Genomic DNA, 22,740 nt, shown 5'->3' with positions numbered 1-22,740 from the left:
AATCCCTTAATCCACTGTTTCAAACTTCACTTCATTAAACAAACTAGTACAATTCCACACATTCAACCCCGCATAGCCTTCTGAAAAGGTATGGTCCACTGCATCAATCACAAGCTTATCATCGAGATAAACTTGGATGTGTTCCCCTTCAGCCGTTACTTTCAAGCGATAATCCGTATTTGTCTTTAAATCCAGCTTTCCCCCATCATCGTAAATAATGAGATCCTTGCCTATTCCGTCTCTAAACGCAATTAGTTTCACTTGATTATTAAGCACATCTACATTCGCAGCGTAAGCATTATTTGCCTGTTCATCCGAACGGAATACTAGCGCTCCTGCTCCTGTAGAATTTGAAACAGGATCGTCTAACACCTTTATCTTTGCCTCATATATAAAATTCTTTGCTTTTTCTGATGATAAAGCAAAGGCATCTTCTTTGCTTCGTCCTTGTTTTCCATTAATCGTATCGGCCCATAGTCCGCTAATGCTTTTCCATCCTGATAAGTTTGTCTCAACAGGACTTTTATTCCAAATAGATTTTAATGGATACATCTTCAGAGAATTCAATTTTACAGCTCCTCCTTTGCTATAAAGCCTTATTTTATTGCTTGAAAGCGTTGGAAAGAGCTGATCTGTTATTACTTCCGTGCCGTCATTACCAAATACTTCTACAGATGACTGGTCTACAAACATATGAAGCTTAACCTTTCCGTCTTTTGGAAGCATAGAAGCAGAGTGTTTGCCTTTCACATTTTCACCAAAATCAAAACTTCCAGAGTTTGTTCGGTCAACAAATAATCGCTGCTTGTTTACGTTATAGCTGACTTTTGTATTTTCACTGCCTTCTTTTTGAATTTGAAAACCAAATTCTTGTGCATCTATATTAGAAACATCGAATTCTGCAATGATTTCATATTTGTTTTCCTGTATGCCTGAAAGAAGATTTTTATTTTCAACGACCATCAGATTCTTCAACACCTTTTTTTCTTGCTTATTGCGAATTGAATCAATTGAAACAGGGATTTGTTTTAAACGAAGCCCTTCTGCTGTGTTGGTTAGTTCTATTTTTCTTGGAATTGACATAGAGCTTCTCCAAGTAGTAGTTGGGGTATTGTTTGCATATTGCCAGTTACTCATCCATCCTAGCCAATACTTTTCTCCGTTATCTGCTTCAACTCCGCTCCAATCTACAGCAGCATAAAAGTCAGCGCCATAATCTGTCCACAGCACTTCCTCTGGTGGATTTTCATTTTTAAACATTTTCCCATCAAAGTCACCAACAAAGTACTGCATACCTGAACCTCCAGCTGCCGCTCCATCATTAATGCTTACTTGCAGCACCCATTTTTTCTTCATGCTGTCTCCATCAACCGGCAGTTCGAGTAAAGTAGGACACTCCCAAATGCCTCCGTTGCTTCCATGAGTTGAATTCACCCATTCTCCTGACACCGTATTCCAATCTGAAAGCTCTCCCCCTTCCCTTTGTTTAACTTCCTCCGGTTCTTTTGCTACACTGTCTACTTTCTCCGGCATTTTTTCTGTATTAAATACATTAACATCATCTAGATTAATATGCCCCCATCCGCCTACAGCTTGATCAACGGCTTTAATGTACAGTACTTCTCCTCTATACTTAGAAGCATCCCACACGTAGCGCTGATACTTTTCATCTGCAAACTTTGTATTCGCTTGACGAATCAATTCTTTACCGTCAGATGCCCTGACTAAGGAGACATAGCGGTTTGTGGGGTCGTTTCCGCCTCCCATTAACAAATTGATTTCACCTGAGCCGCTCAATTTAAAATAAGATGAATGTAATTCTCCAGTGGCATTATCGCCATCTTGCTTATCAGAAAACCCCCATAAATGATACTTTCCTTTTTGTTCAAAGAGACCGCTCCAATTTGCGGTTGCATCCGTTATATGATCGTTTGTGAATGCATTTCCTTTTATCGTTTTCCAGCCGGTGAGATCGCCTGTTTCAAAACTTTCATTTTTAATTTCCTTTTCATCTGTATCAATAAACTTGGTCATGTTAACGTCTTGGAACCGGACTGAAGATTGATGAACATGTAATCCAAACAATCCTTTTGAAAAAGTTTCATCTTTTGCAGTAAGAGTGAATTTATCGTCTATATGCAAATCAAGTTTATTTCCCGATGCAGTTATTTTCACTTGATGTGATTTGCTCGTATCAATTTTTTCGTTTGTTTCGGCAAGGACAGTTGAAATGCCATTTTGAAGCTTTACTAGTTTGATTGTATCCTTAGAAGCATCCACGCTAGCTATATATCCGTTTTTGGCTTCCGCGTCTGCTCGAAAGAGTAGTGCACCTGAACCATTTGCATCTAAAAATGTCATATTTGACTCGTAAATGAACTGGACACCCTGTTCTTCACTTATAATATATCCATCACTGTCAGATTTACCGAGTTTTCCAGCAGCAGTATCATTCCACGTTCCAGTAACAGGTTTCCAGTTAGATAGATTGGTTATAAAATTAGATTGATTCGTAAATTTAACATGACGAAAGACAGCTGTGGAATTCCATGCTGTTAATCCAAACTGACCATTTTCAAAAGATGCATCACTGCCTTCTAGAACCTGTTTTCCATTTAGCAATACCTTAAAGTAGTGACTGTTTGCTTCTACTTTTACATGATATGCTTGTGATGTATCAAGCCTCATCGACTTTGAAACAACGGGCGTTACGTTTCCTTTCTCTACTTTGTTAAGTGTTAAGAGGTTCTTTTCAGCATCTAAATTGACGGTATATGCGTTTGTTGCGTCTTTATTAGAACGAAAAACAAGACCGCCTGCGCCTGCGCGTCCATTCTTTTCTACAAGCGTAATTTCTCCCTCTAGAGTAAAGGATTGACCTTTTTGTTCGGATAAAGTATATGAGTAGGCACCGCTTTGACCGTTTGCTTGGATGCCTCCATCAGGTCCAAACTCACTTGCGTATTTCCAATTTTTCAAGTCAGGTGATGTATAAAACATAATTTTATCTTTAGCTGCTAAAGACATCACCCACTGCTTGGTTTGTTCGTGCCAAAACACTTTTGGGTCGCGCCAGTCAGGAACTGGGGGATTCGGCATAACAGGATTTCCTTCATATTTGGTCCACGTTCTTCCGCTGTCCTTGCTGTATGCTAGACTTTGCACTTGTCCTTTGCTGCCCGAGTGTGTAAAGATAGCTACCATTGCTTCTTTTCCAAACCCTGCGGTATTATTCCAATCGATAACGGCACTTCCTGAAAAGATCTCTCCGTTCTCGTCTGGAGAAAGAGCAATCGGCAGGTGTTTCCATTTCACTAAATCTGTACTAACTGCATGCCCCCAGTGCATAGGTCCCCAAGTGGTACCGTAAGGATAATACTGATAAAAAAGGTGATACTCTCCGTTATAATAGACCATTCCATTTGGATCGTTCATCCAGTTCGCTTCTGGAGAAAAATGAAATTGATTCCGGTATTTTTCTTGATAATACCCTGTATTATCAGCTAATACAGGGCATGCAGAAAACAAGCTTATGGAACAAGCGACTCCAATCATCAATAACTTTCTGACGGTTCTTTTCATCTTCCTTTCCTCCTTTATTTGCATACTGGTTATGTAAAACATTTTCACCAGCAGATGCTAGAAGAATAGATGACTCCTCTTATTTATCACCCTAAAAAGCCGATCCAATAACCCCCTATACCAATTAAGAAAATACCGAAGATAATAAGCAGCGGATTTGTACCTTTTCGAAGCATCCATGCTACTAATAAAGTCAGCGCTAAAGGAAGCAGCCCCGGTAGAATACTATCAAGTACGTCTTGCACGGTTTTTACCACAACTTTACCAGAATCATCTTTGATCCTAGAAACAACCACTGGTATATTAATAGTGGTCCATTTCGAAACCAGCGCTCCCATTACGAAGAGTCCTAAAATGGATGCACCTTCCGTCAGTTTTTGAATTCGATTGCCTACTAAATCTTTTAAAATTTCTGTTCCTTTTAAGTAGCCATATTTTAATCCATAATATTTTGTACTTAATCGAATTGCATTAATTAAGATGAAAAACAGCAGTGGCCCGGCAATATTCCCGCCTAACGCAAGAGATGCGCCTAGGGCTGCGAGAACTGGTCGAAGCGTTCCCCAGAAAATAGGGTCTCCTACACCAGCAAGCGGGCCCATTAATCCAATTTTCATTCCGCTGATAGCTTTTTCATCAAAATCTTTTTTGTTTGCCATTTCTTCTTCCATTGCTGCCGTGACGCCAAATATAGGTGCGGAAATCCATGGGTGTGTATTGAACCATTCTAAATGACGCTTTAATGCTGCATTTCGCTGAGCTCCTGGTCCATATAAGCGCTTGATTGCTGGAATCATAACATAACAGTAGCCCATTGCTTGAACACGCTCAAAGTTAAATGAACCGAGTAAAAAATTCGAACGAATGAACATGCTAAAGATATCTTTTTTCGTTAATCTTTTTTCATTTTCCATCTCTATCCCTCCCTTAAGTTTGCCGTTTAGGCATCTAAATCATCATCGTCATCATCATATACTTGTTCGCTCCCTGTAGCTGCGGGAACGCCTGCCGGCTGCATTTGATTTCGCTGCTGCATTACTTGCTGATAAAGAAGTGCTAAACAAAGACCTAGCGCCCCAAATCCTACCAGGTTAAACCCTGTAAATGCCGCCAATAAGAACCCGATATAGAAAAAGGGCTTTAAATGAGGAATGTTCATCATATTGATAACCATGGCATATCCTACGACCACGATAATGCCTCCTCCAATTTGCAGGCCTTTTGTAATAACTTCCGGAATATTTCCGAGGAAAGTTTGCACGGCGCTTACGCTGATTAATGTAACAATTAAAGTTGGAATCATAACGCGGAGAGCCTGAAAACCCATAGCAGTAATATGCATAATTTCAATTCCTTTAAAGTTTCCTTCTTCCGCGTACTTATCAGCTCGATGAATTAAAAATACTGTGATGGTACGAACAAAAATGGTGAGTACTTGCCCTGCAGCTGCTAAAGCTATGGCTACCGCAATGCCTTCACCAATACCCTGACCAGCTGTGATAACTAAAATAGTTGAAATAACAGAAGCAATAGCCGTATCAGGTGCCATCGCCAATCCAACATTCATCCATCCAAGAGCCATTAATTCCAGTGTTCCACCTAAAATAATGCCGGTTTTTAAATCTCCAAGCACCAAGCCTACTAACGTGCAGGCAATGAGAGGACGATGGGATTGCCCTTCGTCCAACACGCTTGCGATGCCAGTTACCGCTGCAATGACTAATAATAAAATAATTTGTATGGAAGACATAAACTCATCTCCTTATTTGATTTTTGTTTCGTTTCTCAGTAGTTGAATAAAATTTTCACTAGAATCTGAAGGTAATTGGCGCAGCTCAAGCTTTACGCCTAGTTCCTGCAGTTTCTCAAAAGCATCGATATCTTTTTCGGTAACGCTTACAGATTTAGTGATTTGTTTTCGGTCATTAGCAAAACGCATGCCCCCTACGTTTACTGTCTCAATAGGTACGCCCGCTTGAACAAGAGCGACAATATCTGTGGGGTTTTCAAACAGCAGCATGGCTGTTGTATCCTGATAACGAAGGCTGTGAAATGCTTTTGTCATTTTAGAAATCGAGACAGCGCTCGCTTTTACATTCGAAGGAGCCACAGAAAGAATAAGCGTTTTTCGCATTTCATCCGCTGCCACCTCATCTGAAACAATGATAATTCGATCTGCTGCATTTGTTTTGATCCATCTTGTTAATACCTGCCCGTGAATAAAGCGGTCATCAATTCTTGCTAAAACGATTTTCATAATAATCCATCCTCTCCGATTTGGTTTGCTTGCTGGATTTTCTCCAAATGTTCACTGCACACTTGAAAACTTTCTTCATTCACTTGCTTTAATCTTCCTAGCATCTCTTTTAATGTAACGTGTTCCCTCATGGCTAACACTTCTAATAGCATAGGCAAGTTAACTCCGGATACCATATCCGCTGTTTTATTTTTAAGGATATATGGAGTAGCCGCATTGTAGGGTGTACCTCCGAAAATATCGACTAGAAAAAGCACTTCATTTTCTAAGGGCATTTCCTCTAGTGCCTGCTTATATTTTTCTTCAAGGGTTTGGATACCCTCTCCTTTTAGAAAAGGTACGGCTACTACGTGATTCTCTTCACCAAATATCATTTTGGAAGACCCCTCTAACGCTGGCGCGAAATCACCATGTCCACTAATAATGACTGAAATCATGTACACTTGCTCCTCTCTTTTACGTTCTATACTTATTTATTGCAAGTATCGTGCCAACAAAGAGTATTAAGCGCTTTCATTTATTTTTCAATACCTTTTTCTTTGTTGTTGATACAGGTTTCTTAAAATAAACAAACCTGTATCAAAACGTCATGCGTTTTAATACAGGTTTTTCTGTTATTTAAAAAGTGGGATAAAAAAAGAAACTAGTGGCATATAAATCAAACTAGTTTCTTAGGGTTATAATATGATTTTTACATTTCATCCGCAAAAATAGTGGCAATAAATAATTTTTCATCTCTTGTTAAGGTAAGTTTCAGCTTTTTTTCGACGACTTGTAATGTTTTTTCCGTTTTATGATAAATATTTTCTAATTGATGAGTGATTTCTTCATCCTCTGGAAAAGTAAGAGGTTCATTTTTTATCATTCTTTCTAAAGCAAAGGCTGTATGCATCACAATTCGAATCATAACGGTGTTGCTTAATTCCATTTCTAACTCATCTTGTACGTGACTTAGCCACTCTAACAGAATTTCACTTATGAGGTACGGATTAATAAATAGAAGGTACTTTCGCAAGTTTTCCTCGCAAAGTTCACGCACCACAATATTCGCTTCGGTTTTCTCGTCATCATAGCGTATCGTTTCTTTTGTAATTGCCTGTTGAAGTATTCGCTCTCCCTGCCCTTCAATGAGGACTTCTAGTGATACATGAGGCGCATCAATCTTTGGATTTTTAGTACCTGCCGTTGCAACAATTTCATATTCTTTTTGAATTTCTCGAATGTTTGCTGCTAATTTAATAGAAGAAACGGTTAGAATTTTAATAGGTTCTTGAGATACTTTGCGTGAAATAATCGTTAAGATTTTTTCTAATTGCTTTGCTGTACCGCTTCCTGTTGTACAAATAGAAACAAGTGCTTTCTTTTTTCCAAACACGTGCTGCTGCTTATCTATAAATTCCATAAAATCTTTTTGCACCGAATCAAATATGGCATATAAATTTAAATCTAAATAATTTACTTTTCTAACGGTGTCTAACACCATAGACGTCGTCACATTGCTGATCGTTTTAATTTTAGTCCCTGTTTTTTGTTCCAACTTGCTTTCTAACATGGCAAGCGAACCCATGTCCACAAGCATTAATACGCCTTCTCCTTCATCTACTTTCTTAATTCCTTGGATTAACCTGTCTACAATTTCAACCGGAGATACCGTCAAAGGCACATCAATTGCTATAATAGGAGTGCTTCCTAAAAGCTCCGTAGCAACTTCAACCATAGAAGTTGCCGTGCTGTTTCCATGCGCAGCAACTACAATCCCTACTCGTTTATTTTCTTCTAACGTTCGAATCGATTGAATAACCATTGTGAGATAAATGACTTCTATTTCTGGCACGATAATGTTAAACCACTTTTCAATTCGATTTTTAAAAAGCAGTGCTACCGCATATTCTTTTGGATATGTTTCGCGAATTTCATCTATCTCCTTTGTATTTAATACGTCTACTTGTTTTTTTCGCTTTAAAAAGGATTCCATATGCATACTTAAAAAATGAATAAACCTGCGATCAAATTTACAGTTCAATTCTTTTTCAGCCAAATGTTTTAATTCTTTTGTAAGCTGAATCACATCGTCTTCTACGAATTTCATTAAATTAGAGCTCTGGCCATTTTTCTGATTAAAAAAGCTCCGAACATTCAAATGAATGTCGGTAAGAATATACTGATTGATGTCTTCTTGAGATAAACCTTCTTTTGTTAAAACATCTACTTTTTCTTCTATTAACTGATATAAATTAAATGATACGTCTTCCTCCATTTTTATTTCTTGGCTCTCCATAGCCGGGGAGATAATCGTTTTAAGGTTTACATATTCAGAAATTTTTTTGCTGCGCTCCATATTTTTACTATTCGAAATCCAATCTTGTTTAATATCATCAGGCAAATCTCGCACTGTAAGTTCCACCATATGTTTACTATCAAGGTTATTTAAAAATCCGTGTGCGCAAACGAGCTGCACATTCGACTTTAACTGCCCTACATTCCCGAATTTTTCAGTGTGGATTAAAGCATTTAATACATCAATGTGGACACTTAGCTTTTTATTAATTCGTTTAGCTTCTTGTTCTAAAAGAAACGTGGTGAGGCGAATTTTTTCTTTTAAAGACCTCTCTTCTAATGAAGGAATATGGATAGTCATCGGAATTCTTCTTAAGAAAGTTTGCAGTAAGGCTGAACCGGGATTTTCAGTTGTAGCACAAATAATTAATACCTTAGACGTTCGCTTATGATCTGTTTCCCCTAGGCGATTGTACGTACCTTGATCAATGAGGTAAAAAAGCATTTCTTGGCCTTCGGGAGGAAGCCGGTGTACTTCATCCATAAAGAGAATACCTTCATTTGCTTGTTCTACTAAACCTACTTTACTTTCAGTTGCTCCAGTGAAACTCCCTTGCTTATGACCAAATAACTGAGAAAGAAGTAATTGAGGATTATGGTAATAATCAGCGCAGTTAAAGGTAATGAACGGGGCATCTGTTTTTAGCCTCTCTGAATATAAGGCAAATTGATAGATTCGTTTTGCAAAAAGAGATTTTCCTGATCCCGTGGGACCTAATAGCAGCATATGTAATCCATTGGGCGGGTAAAGAACAGCAGCTTTTGCTTGAGAAATCGATTTTTTCAAACTGCCTGTAGCTCCAATCATTAATTCAAAAGGATTCGCAGGAAGAGCTTCTTCTTTTCCCCCATTAGATAGCTGCTCTAGTTTTTCTACTTCCATCTTATTCGTATCCCACTTTTGACGACAAATTGTTTCGACAACCTCTAGCGGAACGTAGCGAACGGGGAACATTTTAATTTTGATTACTTTTTGCATGCGGACAAGTTTGTTAAGTTCAAGGCTTACATTAGATCTCTCTAAATCTAACTGTTCAGCAATTTCAATCGCTGAGCTTCCTTGTTTATGTAAAAGTTCCACTTCTGTAAACTCTTGAAAATTACTCAACAGCTGATTGTATACCTTATCAATTCGTTTCATTAGAAGCACCTTCTTTATTTTCAGTTCACGATTGGGATTTTCTCTTTCAAAGAAATGATCATTCCCTACTACTACAAGTTATTTCATCTACAAGTACCCTCATGTCATACTAATCTATGAAAACGTTTCAAACCATTATATGTAAATATATTAAGTTAGTCAATCCTGCATGTCAACCGGTTTCATTCTTAAAGTTATAGTCTGTCTGAATGTTTCATTTTCTTTAAATAACTATTAATGTATATACTGCTTTTTTATTTTAATCAGCACTGCGGTTACAGCACATTTTTGATTAAATAATAAAACGAAAGAAAACAGCAGCAGTTACCGCCATCTTCTTTCGTTTTTAAAAATTATTTATCCGTACTTAATTGCCCTTGTGGTAAAATACTATTTTTCACAACAGCTGTTTTTGATCCTTTAATATTTAACAAGAAGCTAGGAGCAAAAGTAGAATGTTCCTCTGAATAGAAGCCTCTGTTTGTCATGTAACTTGTAATTACGACATTGTCTCCTTTCACTTGTGGAACTGCAAAATGTGAATACGTAAACGTTTTGTCATTAGGATCGAGGTTCATATGTAAAACAAGTCCTGTATCATTTAGCGGTTTGTATTTTCCTGTCAGCGTATTTGATACGTACCCTAGCATATATACGTCATCTTGGCCGATACCATCAATAGTCATTTTAGATCCGCGAGAATCTGTGAATAAGTACCATTTCCCATCTTTTTTAAATACATTTGCGCGTTCAATTTCATCTGTCACCGTGTTTGAAGTAATCAGTGGATCCATTACTTTTTTCAAGGTATAATCGTTATTTAGTTCAACAATGCCTAATGCACCGTTTGCTAAAGAGGCTTTCTTTTTATTAGAGCTCTGCAGTAATTTCTCTTTTTCTGATTGGAAAAATGGATTATTTCCACCGTAGTAAGCTCGATTGTAAAGGGAATCTTCACCTTGATAACCATCTTCAGTTCCTGTGTTTGCTTCAAACACAAGGTATTTATGCCCTTTATCCTCTACATAGTGAGGATCTCTCAACGTATGATTATCTCCTGAACCATATGCGCCTTCGTCAATAAACTGCTGAACATTTTGATACTTTTTACCATCACCATCAAAAATGGATTTATGATCTTCAACACCTTCAATTTTTAACGTATCTCCACTTGGCTGGGATACATTTACTTGAGCTGTTGTTAAGGTTTGTTTTCCATAGTTTGTACCTGAAAAGTTAGTATAGAATAAGCGTATTTTTCCGTCTGATGTTAAAGTAGCAGATCCTGACCATTCTTGTGTTTGCTTTTTCAAATGAGGATCATTCGGTACAAATTTGTCACTGTCTTTGAACACTCTTCCTGCATTTTTCCAACTGTCAATCGAATCTTCACCGATTTTTTGATAAAACACATAAATAGATGTATCATCAGCATCTTTCGGATCACCTGCTAGTGCAAATACAACTTGGTAACCATGATAGTTGGCTACTGTTCCGTCAGCATTTTGCAGAGGCCAGCTGTCCCATACGTCTAAATCAATTAAATTGCCCGATTTATCATACCCTTTTGCAGAGGCAATATTTTTGATTGTTGATTTATCAAAAGCTGGAACTTTAAACTGTTCGCTTTTTTGCTGCTGAGGAATTTTCAGCATGTTATCACGCGTAATATGGGAAACTCCATAATTATTATTGGTATCTTTATGATTGCTTTCAGCAGCCCATGTTTGAGATCCAGCACCTACTAACAGAGCTGTAGCAAAAGATAAAGCTGTAGTTTGCTTTGCGATTTTCTTAATATTCATCTGTTTTTCTCCCTTTTGTATAATACCTTGTCTTGTGTCACTCACAAGCAATTCATTTTCTATGTATCGAGAAGTCATATCAATCTGGCGAAATAACAGAACCGGTTCCATTACCTTTCCAAGATTACTTGCATAATATTGAAAAGTCAAATAGGTAAAATGGAGTACTCTTCTCATTTTTCTCCCCTTATATTTTTAATTTGGTTATAAAGTCTTAAACCTTCAACTTTTTGATTAAATAGGCAAATTCATCATCATATTTAACCTGCTATTTTTTATAAGCTCTTCTACAGCTGTTAAAGTAAGCCATTTGCAAAAAAATATCGTTAATGTATTTTTTGTGAAATAGTGGAATAATTTATTATATAATAGTTTCTATTGGCAATAATAAGAGACAAAAGAATCAGATAATTACTTTTTATTTTGATTCTTTTATACTGTTAAATTTTATGTAGCTTTTCACAAAAAAAACGCTATCATTTTAATGAATCAATAATACATTTTTCAGAAAATCAAAAAGAGCTCTTTATAAAGAGCTCTTTTTGATGTCATTTATGCTGTTTTTAAATAGCAGTTCTTATTTAAACAAATCAAGTTCCGCAGTACGTTTGATAAGGCTGATTAGACGGAGCAGACGGTGTACAATACTCTGGCTTCCCCGGAGATTCATATGGGCTAGAAAGCACTTCAAGAAGGGTTTCCATGACGCTGTAGTCTTCTTTTTGTGCTGCGTCTAACGCTTCTTCCACTCGGTGATTTCGAGGAATGACAGCCGGATTGTTATTTTTCATAAGCTCTTGCCACTCCGCTTTAGATTGTTTTTGTCTACCTAGTCTTTTCTGCCATAACTCATGCCACTGTGCAAATTCTTTGCTTTCAAACAGATCACTATTTCCTAGCTTATCGAAAGTTAATGCACGAAACGTATTTGTATAGTCAGCTTTATAGGTTTTCATTATTGTAAGAAGCTCTTGGAATAATGCTTCATCTTCTTTTTCTTCGTTAAAAAGCCCAAGTTTAGCCTGCATACCTGCCAGCCAGTTTTCCCGATAGAATTTTGGAAATTCCGTCACGGCGCTTTGCGCTATTTCAACTGCTTTTTCTATATCTTGATCCAATAGCGGTAATAAAGCCTCAGCGAACCTCGCAAGATTCCACCCTGTAATGCCTGGTTGATTTTGATATGCATAGCGCCCTTGTACATCAATTGAACTAAATACAGTTTCTGGATCATAGGTATCCATAAATGCACATGGTCCATAATCAATTGTTTCTCCACTAATTGTCATATTATCCGTATTCATGACGCCATGAATAAAACCAATAAGCTGCCATTTAGCAACTAGGGTAGCGTGACGCTTAATCACTTCTTGAAGCAATGATAAATATTTTTTTTCATTCTTTTCTATGTGGGAAAAGTGACGTTCTAATGTATAGTCAGCTAAAGCTTGAAGGTTTTCGACCGTTCCCCATTTTGCAGCGAACTGAAATGTGCCAAAACGAAGGTGGCTGGAAGCTACACGCGTCAAAATCGCCCCCGGCAGTTCTTTTTCACGAACAATGGATTCGCCTGTTGTTACAACCGCTAGGCTCCTAGTAGTCGGAATACCTAAAGCATGCATGGCCTCACTAATAATATACTCACGCAGCATAGGTCCTAGAGCTGCCCGACCGTCTCCTCCGCGGGAATACGAAGTTCGGCCTGAGCCTTTAAGCTGAAGGTCTACTTTCTCACCCGAAGGCGTAACTTGCTCCCCTATCAGCATAGCCCGTCCGTCTCCTAGCATGTTAAAGTGGCCAAATTGATGCCCTGCATAAGCTTGTGCAAGTGGGAAAGCACCTTTTGGGACACTGTTTCCACCCAAAATGCTAACTCCTTCTTGGCTTTGCAGCTGTTCTTTTTGTAACCCTAGAGATGCGGCTAAAGAGTCGTTAAATTTAACTATTTTAGGTGAACTCACTGGATTAGGATCAAGAGGCGTAAAAAAAATGTTTGGTAACTCCGCATAGCTATTACGTAAATTCCATCCTGTTTCTTTTTGATTAGTCATCGTATCTCCTTTTCTTCTTGTGTCTTAAAACATAATTCTTTTCATTACTGATCGTTGTTTTATAAGCGCAGCAGCCCTTCTCTGTCCTGCTTTCTTCTGGGCATCTTCAAGCACGATATTTTCTCTTTCAATATGTCTTTTATTATTATATCGCATTTGCACATACTTTTAATCTAAAGTGCCTTATCCATTTATTTATCTCCAATTCGATAAAAGACTATTAAATACTCAAAAAAAGAGGTTGAGACATAACTAAATTACTCCCATCTAAAGACGAACAAAAGGAATAAATACTCTAGTATGAATCGCCTGTTACACCGCGGTTGATTTCCGTGCAAGTCTTCGCTTTCCGCGGGCGGCCGGTGAGCCTCCTCGTCGCTTTCGCTCCTGCGGGGTCTCATCTATTCCGCTTTTCCCGCAGGAGTCTTCGCCTTGCCCTCCAATCAACCGCTAGAAGCAACGAAACAGATGAAACCTACGTTCACCATACCAACAAAAAACGAACTATTAATCAAACATTTTGATCAATAGTTCGTCATTCACTTTAGCTAAAATACTTTTTGTCCCAGCCTCCTCTATATTTTACTTCCAAATATCTTTTAAATTCCAATACGTTAACTCTTTTACGATTACATCTCCTCCTTCAATAAATAACTCAATTCCAAGCCTGCTTTCTTTTGGATAAATACGGCTCGTCATGGTAGCTTGTCCTTCGTTTGCAAATACTTCAATGGAAGAACGGTCCACAAATATTCGTAAAGCTAGTGTCTCACCTGCTTGTAACGCTACTTTCCTAACTCCATCTTCTTTTCCCGAGTGAGTACAGTCAAGCAATAGCTTTTGCTCATTAAGGTTATAATACATAAGCGTTTCTTCATTGTTTATTCCACGAATTTTTATTCCTACTGATGAAGCTTGGCATTCCGCTAAATCAAATACAGCTTGTATCTCTAGCAAGTCCTCATTTACTTCTACTATATAGCTTTCAGAAAGAGCTTTATTGGTTAGCATATTATATTGAGTTTTCCGAAGTGATGTAAGCTCTTGGACGGGGTTCATTAACACTTTATCCCCTCTTAAAGTTAGTTCTCTCGGAAGCGTTAGCGCACCGCACCATCCATCCTCTTTCGTTGGCATATTAGCTTCCCACATGTCCATCCAGCCAATTGCAATTCGCCGCCCTTTATCATCTAAAAGCGTTTGAACAGCATAAAAATCGTGGCCGTAATCTAATTCAGTAAATGACCCATGATGAAATGTATTGGTTTCATAACTATATTCTCCAACTAAATATCCCGTTTGGAAAAGGTTGTGATAGGAATCAACTTTTGCTTCTATCCCTTGAGGAGAAATCATTAAAACATGCTTTCCATCTAACTCAAAAAAGTCTGGACACTCCCACATATATCCTAGATTCCCATCGCTTTTAGCAAGGACACCAACATATTCCCATTCTCGTAGATTCGAAGAACGGTATAAGATAACACGTCCCTCTTGTTTCTTTGTTGAGTTTCCTAGAATCATATACCATAAATCTTTATGCTTCCATACTTTAGGGTCTCGAAAGTGATGAGAGCTGTCTGCTGGTGGCTCCGCAATAACTGGATTAGCCTCTGCTTTTTCAAAGGTAATGCCGTCTTTACTAACAGCTATATTTTGGTTTTGAAAAAAAGTATCCAGTTCTTTGTCTATATAATTATGTCCAGTATAAATTAACGTAAGCTCTCCTTCGTTATCCACAGCACTTCCCGAAAAACATCCATCTTTATCAAATGTATCGCCAGGAGCTAAAGCAATCGGTAAATGCTCCCAATGGACAAGATCTTTGCTTTTTACATGCCCCCAATGCATCGGCCCCCAATTCTCGTCATAAGGATGATGTTGATAAAAAACATGATATTCTCCTTTATACTGAACCAACCCATTCGGATCATTAATCCAGTTCGCTGGCGCCATAATATGATACCCTAACCGATATTGATGATTTACCTTTTTCTCTGCTTCATTTAATGAATTTTGAGCTTGCTCGATTTTATTTATCGTTAACATCATCATATCCCCCTATATAATCTGCGTGTTTTCTTGTACATCTTTTCTTATAAATCTATGTTTTTTAGAGTTTAGTAGTGTAAACATGGAAATAACGTTAAATACCAAAACCATACCTCCCATAATTAAATAGGTACGGGAAAAACCTACGCTATCATATAATCCTCCCGCTATGGGTGAAAGAACTGAAGCACCTATTTGTGAAGCGAATTGGAATCCCACCAAATAAAGTATAGAAGATAGGCGCGTGTCAAAGTTAGTTGCCAAATATTTGAAGATGGCAATAAGCATAATAGGAAGTTCTAATGCATGAATAAGCTTCATCGAAGATATTCCAATTGGACCAACAACAAGCCCTGACCCAATAATACGAAATCCCATTAGAAATCCTGCTAAAATTAAACTATTTTTTGCACCGATCTTATTTACAATAAACGGTGCTGCGAACATCATTCCAGCTTCTAAAAATACTTGAAACGAATTTAAGTAGCCAAATACTTGGTTACCTATCGATTCAGTAGGAAACAAAGATGCATAATAGATAGGAAATTGCTGATCGTATACCCCATACACGCACGTAACGCCAACAACATAAATCATAAAAAACCAAAATTCCTTCAATAAGAATAAATTACCTACATCTCTCAGCGTGACGGATTCAGCTTTTTCCATTTCATAGCTGCTCATTTCTACCTTCACAGAAAAAATAATAGCCACTAGGATAACCGCTGAAACGGATGCCACCCAAAAATTAATATGAGGATTAATATTAAATAGTTGTCCTGCAAAAAATGTAGCTGCAGCCCAGCCTAATGACCCCCACATTCTAGATTTCCCGTACTCAAATTTATATTTTCGGCTGACTTTCTCTATGTATGTTTCAATCGCTCCGATGCCCGCCAAAAACGCTACTCCTAAATATAAGCCTCCAATAATAGCTCCTATCAACACATTGTATTGAAGCAAAGGCCCATAAACAAAAATATAAAATGGTCCTACAAACACTAAAAGACAGCTAATAAAAAATAAAATGTGTTTCTTTAAACCGATCCTATCAGATATATATCCGTACAAAGGCTGCATACACAAAGCAAAGATAGCGTTTACAGAAAAGATTAAGCCTGTAGCTGATCCGTTCAACTTAATCTCTTGCCCTAACCAAATAGAAAATAAAGAGTAGCTCGACGACCACGTAAAAAAGAAGAAGAAAAAATATGCACTCAGCTTCCAATATAAACTTTTTGAACTTTTCATTTTAGTTACCCCTTTAGCTTAAGATATAAAATCTTTTATCTAACAAAATGAAAGCACTTTCAATTTGATTTTATGTCAACCGGTTTCATATGTCAACCGGTTTCATATTTTATATTGCAAAAAGATTGTATTAGGTGTAAAAGTAGGCTTTGTGGTATGTTTAAATTGTTTAATAAACCGTTTACAATTATTACATAGATTTTTATCAATCAAAATAAAACGTAACGACTGGAAAGCTGCTTGCTTGATTGCATTTGTTTTAAGGCTTTTACATGTCTGATATATACTATAAAAGCAAGGTTTTGGAGAAATTAGGAGGAAACTAGATGAAAGCCAAAATTAGTGATGTAGCAAAAATTGCAGGTGTTTCACCGACTACCGTTTCTCGTGTATTAAATAACCGTGGTTACATAAGCAAAGAAACGCGAGAAAATGTTTATAAAGCAATGAAAGAAATTAATTATTTCCCAAATGATATTGCGCGTTCATTATTTAATAAGCGAACAAATTTAATCGGTATGATTGTTCCGCAAACGAGCAATCCTTTTTTCGGAGAGTTAGCCTTTCACATTGAAAGTATATGTGCTTCCCTTAACTACAAAGTACTTCTTTGTAACAGCCTTAATCGAATTGATAAAGAAAAAAAATATGTAGAGATGCTCATCAGAAATCAGGTAGATGGTGTTATTGCCGTTACTTATAATAGAGGTATTTTTGATTCAGAAAGTCAAAGTCTTCCTGTGGTAGCAGTGGATCATTATTTATCAAAAAATATTCCTACCGTATCTTCTGATAACTATTCTGGAGGAAAACAAGCCACGGAATTGCTCATTTCAAAAGATTGTAAGCATATTATTCATATTAACGGCCCCCTTAAACTCGAAACTCCAGCTAACTTAAGAAGGAAAGCTTATGAAAACGTGATGAAAAAGTACGGAAAACATCCTATTACGTATGAAATTTCAAATACCTTCGACCGCAACATCCAGCGGGAAACTATTTCTAAGGTTTTTGAAGAAAATCCGGAAGTAGATGGGATCTTTGCAAGTGATGACTTACTTGCAGCTTTAGTAGTTGCGGAAGCACAAAAAAGAGGAAAAAACATCCCAAGAGATTTAAAAATCGTGGGCTATGACGGAACGGAGGCCAGTCAGACTTTGTTACCTGGTCTAACTACAATTCAACAGCCCATTGAATCGATTGCTCAAACAGCCATTGATATTTTACTCAAAGAAATTGAAGGAGAATTTAGTAATGTACCCCATGAAATCTGTCTTCCAGTTAAGCTTCTAGAAGGAAAAACAACGTAAAAATACGTTTTTTATAAAATAAATATCAGTTTGTTGCATATTCTTCTTCCTTTATTCACACCTTAACGTTACAGAAAGGAGTTGAATACAATGGCAAACAACAAAAGCAGCAATAATAATGAATTATTAGTATACGGAGCTGAACAAGCAATCGATCAAATGAAATATGAAATCGCTAGCGAGTTCGGAGTAAATTTAGGAGCTGACACTACTGCACGTGCAAACGGATCAGTAGGCGGCGAAATCACAAAACGTCTTGTACAATTAGCTGAGCAACAACTTGGCGGCGGACGTTTCTAAGACAATTTCATACACACCATGACTTAAGGAAGAATGGATATCCATTCTTCCTTTTCATATATTTACTTTCCATCTTTATATAAAAATTATTATTCTTCCTCCTCTTTACTGACTGATTTTGTTTTTCCTTTCTTTAGTACAGCGCTGATTCCTAAACAACAGACAGCTGCTATCCATCCGGAGATGAGAAAATAAACGGAAGTATTTGCAAAGAGTGTGCCTATTAAAATAAACAGGCCTCCGAGAATAATAAAAAAGACGTGACCCTCACTATTTCTTTTCACCTTCATCACCTCTCCCTACCTATACAAACGAATGTTCAGATACAAAAGAAACTTCTTGATAAACAAGAAGTTTTCTTCGTGCGTTCCTTTTTCAATAAAAAATAAAGGTGTTTTCTTTTTATTTATTCAACGAAACCCCTCAATATTCTTCTCAATTACATGCTATTCAATAATTTCTCCTGTTTTATACTCTTTCATAAATACATCAATAACATCTCCTGCTTCCTCGTTCTCCTCCTGCATTTGAACGAGTATTTCGTTTTGTGCATTTACCGAAAGGATTCTGACATCCGACATTCGGTTTATATCCAGCTGCAGTTCCAAATCTCTGGCAACTTCATCAGCTTTTAGTGAATCTTTGATAATATATCTGTGGCTTCTCATAACATTCGCTCCTTTACGTTATATGAACGAATATAGTTTATCCAAACTATCAGCGCTCAATGACATTTTTCTTGTATCTTTCATTTAAACAAAACAAAAAAACGGCTTTTCTCAGCCGTTTTTTTGTTTTGCCTTTCACTTATGAAAAAGCATATTTATTTCTTTATTTGACCGTTCTCTGTATCGGGTATCATACGCTTATTTATTCCGAATGCGTAAAAACTAATGACAACGAGAGCGAGGAAAATAATCCCTACAATAAGTGAAATACGCGTTTCATCATTAAACCACATGCCTACAAGCACCATTAGTAAAAAAGCAATGGTTACATAGTTTGTTACAGGCGCAAAAGGCATTTTGAAAGGATGACTGTCCATTTCAGCACCTTTAGCTTTACGGAAACGAATTTGGCTGATAAGAATAATAAACCAAGGAATCATTCCCGGAAGCACGCTAGCACTGTATACATAAACAAATACATTCGGTGGAGCGATGTAGTTTAAAATAACGCCAATTACTAATCCAATCATAACAGCGAGTGTACTGTAAATTGGAACACCGTTACGGGAAATTTTTGTAAAGAATTTAGGTGCTTGACCGTTTACACCAAGCGTATAAAGCATGCGTCCTGCACTAAAGATTCCACTGTTACAGCCTGACATCGCTGCTGTAATAACTACGAAGTTAATAATACCTGCAGCTGCCGTAACGCCAACTTTAGCAAATGTAGATACAAATGGACTTCCTAAAGAATCTAACTCATTCCACGGATATACCGTCACGATGACAAAAATTGCTCCAATATAAAAAATTAAGATTCGCCAAATGATGCTTTGAATCGCGCTTGTTAACGTTTTTTTAGGATCCTTTGCTTCACCAGCTGTAATACCAATTAGCTCGACTCCTTGATAAGCTGCAATAACAAGAGATAGTGCAAAGAAAAAGCCTGACCATCCGCCTGCAAAGAAGCCGCCGTGCGCCCAAAGGTTTGATAACCCAATTGCGTCTCCGCCATTTCCAAAGCCGAAGAAAATCAACCCGAGGCCTGCAATAATCATCAAAATAATCGTTACAATCTTAATCATCGCAAACCAAAATTCAAATTCTCCAAATGATTTCACTGAAATTAAGTTTGCTGCGCCTAAAATCAACATGGCGATAATACCTGGTACCCAAGCAGGTAGATGCGGGAACCAGTACTGCATATATGCTCCTACCGCTATAATTTCGGACATCCCTACAATTACCCATTGAAACCAGTTGCTCCATGCAGTCATATAACCTGCTAATGGATGAATATATTTGTGGCCAAATGTAGCGAATGAACCTGTACTTGGTTCCATGTACAACATTTCGCCCATTGCACGCATGATAAAGAAAATAAACATTCCGCAGATTGCGTAAGCAAGTAATACCGATGGACCCGTCCACTGAATTGTGCTTGCTGATCCCATAAATAATCCAACGCCAATTGTTCCGCCTAGCGCGATCATTTGAATGTGACGGGATTCTAAGCCTCTTTTTAGCTCTTTGTCTGCCATTCCATTTCCTCCTCCTAAACTTGTTATAGCTCTGTTAGGAAAGATACTTTTTGTGTCTGATGGAACAGCTATCGTTTTTAAAACCTTCCATTTTTACCTAGTACCTTTACAACTAAACTATTTTTTCTATTTTTAGCTATTCGACTGTATAATTACTTATTTTATAATAATAAATTTTCCCCAGAAATACAATTGTTTTTTTCAGAAAAACACTCAACAAAACCTTTCACCTTTGTTAAATCAATCATCTCAGTAAAATAGTTTTTTATTTCAGTATAATTTAAATTTTATGAATATTAAAAATAAATACAGGCGTAGGATGCTGGAACACTCTATTTCTTAAAGATAAGGAAATGAAACCGCTACTTAATCGAACAAATTCCTTTCTTCTACTTTTACGTTTTTTCTTTCTCTTCTTAGGGAAAGTATCCATAGAAAATAGAGATGAGGAGGGATTTTTCATGTGGCAAGCTGCGATGTGGGGCGGAATTTCAGGATCAGCTGTCCTTCTTGGTGCTTTGGCAGCAGTTTTTTTGCCCATCGGCAAAAAGATAATTGGTTATATTATGGCTTTTGGGACGGGTGTATTAATCGGAGCATCTACCTATGAGCTGCTTGGAGACTCGGTTCATAACGGCGGGTTAAAAGCTACTTCTCTTGGGTTCCTTGGGGGGGCTGTCGTTTTTACTTTTTTAGACTATCTAATTTCACGTCAAGGAGCGAATAAAAGAAAGAGGTCTACAAAACAAATGGCTGCGAATAGTTCTGGAATTGCTATATTTATAGGAACCGTAATGGATGCAATCCCAGAGTCCATTATGATTGGAGCTAGCTTAATTGAAAATGCAACCGTTAGCTGGCTTCTTGTTATCGCTATTTTTATAAGTAATATTCCTGAAGGACTGTCCAGTACGACCGGTCTAGTGAAAAGCGGATTCTCTAAAAAGAAAATTTTTTTACTATGGGCAGCTGTTTTGTTCATTTCAGCTTTTAGTTCATGGACAGGATTTGTTTTTTTAGACCATGCATCTGAGACACTTATGGCTGCTATTGCTGCTTTTGCCGGCGGTGGTATTATTGCTATGGTAGGTTCTACAATGATGCCAGAGGCCTATGAAGAAGGAGGTTCTATTACAGGATTAATTGCTGCACTTGGATTACTTGCTTCACTGATACTGGATCATTTTTCTTAATCGTCTTCATACTACTTCTATCGTTTCCAAGTAGAAAGCAGAAAGCCTTCTACTTGGAGACATTTATCCTAATCACATTATTATGAATGTGTCTTCTTAATAAGTAAAATCGTAGTTTTCTTTTATTTCCCGAGTAAAAGCTTTCCAATCCGTAGCTTCAAATTCTGCATTGCGTGCTTTTAACTCTTTTTCCATTCCTTGAATCTCTTGAACAGCTTCTATAGTTCTTTCACTTCCTGGCCCTACTCTCCAAATTAATTCTTTGTATTCTTGTATTTTCTGTCGCAGCGATGCGTTATCCATTTCTACATATTTTGACATGTTTCTAAGCTCCTTTTTCTTATTTCTATTAACCATATCATATTTCATATAAATTTTTTTAAGATTAATTTTAACTTAATAAATACTACTATACAGGGCTTCGTGGTCTGATAATTTTGAGAAAAATCTAATTTTTAGAAAAAATATAAAATAACCAGTTTAATCCTTTTTTGACCGGGAAGACAGACTATGAATTCAAATTTATTAGGAGGGATGCAAGATGGCAACTAATAAAAAGAATGAAAAAATGAGCCGTGAAGAAGCAGGAAGAAAAGGTGGAAAAGCTACTTCCAAAAATCATGACAAAGAGTTTTACCAAGAAATTGGTGAAAAAGGCGGAGAAGCTACTTCCAAAAATCAAGGTAAAGAATTTTACGAGGAAATTGGAAAAAAAGGCGGCAGATCCAGCAGCAGCCAGCGTAATAATTAACTAGTATTTGAAGTATATAAACAACTCGAAGAAGAAAAGTTCCTTATAGTATAAGCCACAGGAACTTTTCTTCTTCTAACTAATCTTCTCCATCTCTTTATGGTAATGGGCTAACGATTGATCTTTTATGGATGAGAATAGCTCTGAATTAATAAAAGGAATCAATTTCTTTCCTATCTTCCAAGCATTACATTCAATTTGATACAAAAGCCCTATATCTTCTGTCTGATCAAATTTTGCACTCAAAGATAAAAGGTCTTCATCTAGCGCATGACCTAATTCGTGAGCTAAAATAATCCATTGATAAGATTCTAAACACTCATTTGAACCAAACAAGTGCCGACACTGTATTTTAATATCTTTTTCATATAAAAAAATAGAATGCGTGCTAGGAACGTACTTTCCGCCTACACACCGCGTTCCAGGAAACTCATCTTCAATAACTAGCTTTATTGTTGGATCTACTCCATGAACAAAATCATGTAAATTCATAAAATCCCC

19 protein-coding genes and 1 pseudogene are annotated in these 22,740 nt (G+C 37.2%); 4 read left to right on the top strand and 16 right to left on the bottom strand.

The genetic code is table 11. The annotated features are described in order from the left end of the window. Positions 1–6: 6 nt before the first annotated feature. The 11 genes from LIS78_RS07985 to LIS78_RS07940 all read right to left on the bottom strand — a co-directional run bounded on the left by LIS78_RS07985 (position 7) and on the right by LIS78_RS07940 (position 16,476). Complete coding sequence (locus LIS78_RS07985; RefSeq protein WP_252284933.1) at positions 7–3,582, bottom strand: glycoside hydrolase family 32 protein; 3,576 nt, start codon at positions 3,580–3,582, stop codon at positions 7–9. 86 nt (positions 3,583–3,668) lie between these two features. Continuing rightward, on the bottom strand, positions 3,669–4,496 hold the full coding sequence (locus LIS78_RS07980; protein ID WP_013056298.1) for a mannose/fructose/sorbose PTS transporter subunit IID: 828 nt from the start codon (positions 4,494–4,496) through the stop codon (positions 3,669–3,671). Between the two features lie 26 nt (positions 4,497–4,522). Further along, positions 4,523–5,332, bottom strand: coding sequence for a PTS mannose/fructose/sorbose transporter subunit IIC (locus LIS78_RS07975; protein WP_028408130.1), 810 nt, complete (start codon positions 5,330–5,332; stop codon positions 4,523–4,525). A 12-nt stretch (positions 5,333–5,344) separates the two neighbouring features. Beyond that, a complete protein-coding gene (locus LIS78_RS07970; RefSeq protein WP_195780654.1) occupies positions 5,345–5,839 on the bottom strand; it encodes a PTS sugar transporter subunit IIB in 495 nt (164 codons plus the stop codon). Continuing rightward, entirely contained in the window at positions 5,836–6,276 is a 441-nt protein-coding gene (locus LIS78_RS07965; protein WP_014460796.1) for a mannose/fructose/sorbose PTS transporter subunit IIA, read from the bottom strand. The genes LIS78_RS07970 and LIS78_RS07965 overlap by 4 nt, the downstream gene beginning before the upstream one ends. A gap of 254 nt (positions 6,277–6,530) precedes the next feature. Then, a complete protein-coding gene (locus LIS78_RS07960) occupies positions 6,531–9,317 on the bottom strand; it encodes a sigma-54-dependent transcriptional regulator (RefSeq protein WP_252284932.1) in 2,787 nt (928 codons plus the stop codon). A gap of 353 nt (positions 9,318–9,670) precedes the next feature. Further along, entirely contained in the window at positions 9,671–11,122 is a 1,452-nt protein-coding gene (locus tag LIS78_RS07955) for a glycoside hydrolase family 68 protein (RefSeq protein ID WP_209151313.1), read from the bottom strand. Positions 11,123–11,712: 590 nt separating this feature from the next. After that, entirely contained in the window at positions 11,713–13,173 is a 1,461-nt protein-coding gene (locus tag LIS78_RS07950) for a protein adenylyltransferase SelO (RefSeq protein WP_252284931.1), read from the bottom strand. A 312-nt stretch (positions 13,174–13,485) separates the two neighbouring features. Next, complete coding sequence (locus LIS78_RS31315; protein ID WP_280640308.1) at positions 13,486–13,620, bottom strand: hypothetical protein; 135 nt, start codon at positions 13,618–13,620, stop codon at positions 13,486–13,488. Positions 13,621–13,755: 135 nt separating this feature from the next. Next, the gene (locus tag LIS78_RS07945; RefSeq protein ID WP_209151717.1) at positions 13,756–15,213 is read right to left on the bottom strand and encodes a glycoside hydrolase family 32 protein; all 1,458 of its coding nucleotides are present in this window, start codon (positions 15,211–15,213) and stop codon (positions 13,756–13,758) included. Positions 15,214–15,234: 21 nt separating this feature from the next. Then, on the bottom strand, positions 15,235–16,476 hold the full coding sequence (locus LIS78_RS07940) for an MFS transporter (RefSeq protein WP_209151311.1): 1,242 nt from the start codon (positions 16,474–16,476) through the stop codon (positions 15,235–15,237). A 326-nt stretch (positions 16,477–16,802) separates the two neighbouring features. On the opposite strand from LIS78_RS07940, the gene LIS78_RS07935 reads away from it, so the two are divergent. Both LIS78_RS07935 and LIS78_RS07930 read left to right on the top strand, forming a co-directional pair. Then, the gene (locus tag LIS78_RS07935; protein ID WP_252284930.1) at positions 16,803–17,786 is read left to right on the top strand and encodes a LacI family DNA-binding transcriptional regulator; all 984 of its coding nucleotides are present in this window, start codon (positions 16,803–16,805) and stop codon (positions 17,784–17,786) included. A 90-nt stretch (positions 17,787–17,876) separates the two neighbouring features. Next, a complete protein-coding gene (locus LIS78_RS07930) occupies positions 17,877–18,086 on the top strand; it encodes an alpha/beta-type small acid-soluble spore protein (RefSeq protein ID WP_013058452.1) in 210 nt (69 codons plus the stop codon). Between the two features lie 89 nt (positions 18,087–18,175). Here LIS78_RS07930 and LIS78_RS07925 read toward each other — a convergent pair whose 3' ends face one another. The 3 genes from LIS78_RS07925 to LIS78_RS07915 all read right to left on the bottom strand — a co-directional run bounded on the left by LIS78_RS07925 (position 18,176) and on the right by LIS78_RS07915 (position 20,295). Further along, positions 18,176–18,376: a hypothetical protein gene (locus LIS78_RS07925; protein WP_028408123.1), complete on the bottom strand. Its 201-nt coding sequence runs from the start codon at positions 18,374–18,376 to the stop codon at positions 18,176–18,178. A 156-nt stretch (positions 18,377–18,532) separates the two neighbouring features. After that, complete coding sequence (locus LIS78_RS07920) at positions 18,533–18,754, bottom strand: hypothetical protein (RefSeq protein ID WP_195780660.1); 222 nt, start codon at positions 18,752–18,754, stop codon at positions 18,533–18,535. A gap of 155 nt (positions 18,755–18,909) precedes the next feature. After that, positions 18,910–20,295, bottom strand: a complete 1,386-nt coding sequence (locus LIS78_RS07915) for an amino acid permease (protein ID WP_013056285.1) — start codon at positions 20,293–20,295, stop codon at positions 18,910–18,912. Positions 20,296–20,756: 461 nt separating this feature from the next. Here LIS78_RS07915 and LIS78_RS07910 point away from each other — a divergent pair, with 461 nt between their 5' ends. Beyond that, positions 20,757–21,488 carry a ZIP family metal transporter gene (locus LIS78_RS07910; RefSeq protein ID WP_055988946.1) on the top strand — a complete coding sequence of 244 codons (732 nt, stop codon included), beginning with the start codon at positions 20,757–20,759 and terminating at the stop codon, positions 21,486–21,488. A 96-nt stretch (positions 21,489–21,584) separates the two neighbouring features. Here the strand turns inward: LIS78_RS07910 and LIS78_RS07905 are convergent, their stop codons facing one another. Further along, a complete protein-coding gene (locus LIS78_RS07905; RefSeq protein WP_013056283.1) occupies positions 21,585–21,809 on the bottom strand; it encodes a hypothetical protein in 225 nt (74 codons plus the stop codon). A gap of 220 nt (positions 21,810–22,029) precedes the next feature. On the opposite strand from LIS78_RS07905, the pseudogene LIS78_RS07900 reads away from it, so the two are divergent. Further along, positions 22,030–22,233 (top strand): annotated as a pseudogene (locus LIS78_RS07900) (KGG domain-containing protein); the annotation flags it as partial. 81 nt (positions 22,234–22,314) lie between these two features. On the opposite strand, the gene LIS78_RS07895 reads toward LIS78_RS07900, so the two are convergent. Then, positions 22,315–22,731: a hypothetical protein gene (locus tag LIS78_RS07895; protein WP_252284929.1), complete on the bottom strand. Its 417-nt coding sequence runs from the start codon at positions 22,729–22,731 to the stop codon at positions 22,315–22,317. Positions 22,732–22,740: the final 9 nt, after the last annotated feature.

Origin of the sequence: Priestia megaterium (genome assembly GCF_023824195.1) — a bacterium.
Taxonomy (GTDB): Bacteria; Bacillota; Bacilli; order Bacillales; family Bacillaceae_H; genus Priestia; species Priestia megaterium_D.
This window is presented reverse-complemented; position numbering and strand designations above follow the sequence as displayed.

Coding starts and splice junctions, on each gene's coding strand:
- LIS78_RS07985 (WP_252284933.1), bottom strand. CDS start 3,582: ATGAAAAGAACCGTCAGAAAGTTATTGATGATTGGAGTCGCTTGTTCC.
- LIS78_RS07895 (WP_252284929.1), bottom strand. CDS start 22,731: ATGAATTTACATGATTTTGTTCATGGAGTAGATCCAACAATAAAGCTA.
- LIS78_RS07955 (WP_209151313.1), bottom strand. CDS start 11,122: ATGAATATTAAGAAAATCGCAAAGCAAACTACAGCTTTATCTTTTGCT.
- LIS78_RS07980 (WP_013056298.1), bottom strand. CDS start 4,496: ATGGAAAATGAAAAAAGATTAACGAAAAAAGATATCTTTAGCATGTTC.
- LIS78_RS07930 (WP_013058452.1), top strand. CDS start 17,877: ATGGCAAACAACAAAAGCAGCAATAATAATGAATTATTAGTATACGGA.
- LIS78_RS07950 (WP_252284931.1), bottom strand. CDS start 13,173: ATGACTAATCAAAAAGAAACAGGATGGAATTTACGTAATAGCTATGCG.
- LIS78_RS07975 (WP_028408130.1), bottom strand. CDS start 5,332: ATGTCTTCCATACAAATTATTTTATTATTAGTCATTGCAGCGGTAACT.
- LIS78_RS07935 (WP_252284930.1), top strand. CDS start 16,803: ATGAAAGCCAAAATTAGTGATGTAGCAAAAATTGCAGGTGTTTCACCG.
- LIS78_RS07920 (WP_195780660.1), bottom strand. CDS start 18,754: ATGAGAAGCCACAGATATATTATCAAAGATTCACTAAAAGCTGATGAA.
- LIS78_RS07925 (WP_028408123.1), bottom strand. CDS start 18,376: ATGAAGGTGAAAAGAAATAGTGAGGGTCACGTCTTTTTTATTATTCTC.
- LIS78_RS07960 (WP_252284932.1), bottom strand. CDS start 9,317: ATGAAACGAATTGATAAGGTATACAATCAGCTGTTGAGTAATTTTCAA.
- LIS78_RS07905 (WP_013056283.1), bottom strand. CDS start 21,809: ATGTCAAAATATGTAGAAATGGATAACGCATCGCTGCGACAGAAAATA.
- LIS78_RS07915 (WP_013056285.1), bottom strand. CDS start 20,295: ATGGCAGACAAAGAGCTAAAAAGAGGCTTAGAATCCCGTCACATTCAA.
- LIS78_RS07940 (WP_209151311.1), bottom strand. CDS start 16,476: ATGAAAAGTTCAAAAAGTTTATATTGGAAGCTGAGTGCATATTTTTTC.
- LIS78_RS07970 (WP_195780654.1), bottom strand. CDS start 5,839: ATGAAAATCGTTTTAGCAAGAATTGATGACCGCTTTATTCACGGGCAG.
- LIS78_RS07965 (WP_014460796.1), bottom strand. CDS start 6,276: ATGATTTCAGTCATTATTAGTGGACATGGTGATTTCGCGCCAGCGTTA.
- LIS78_RS07910 (WP_055988946.1), top strand. CDS start 20,757: ATGTGGCAAGCTGCGATGTGGGGCGGAATTTCAGGATCAGCTGTCCTT.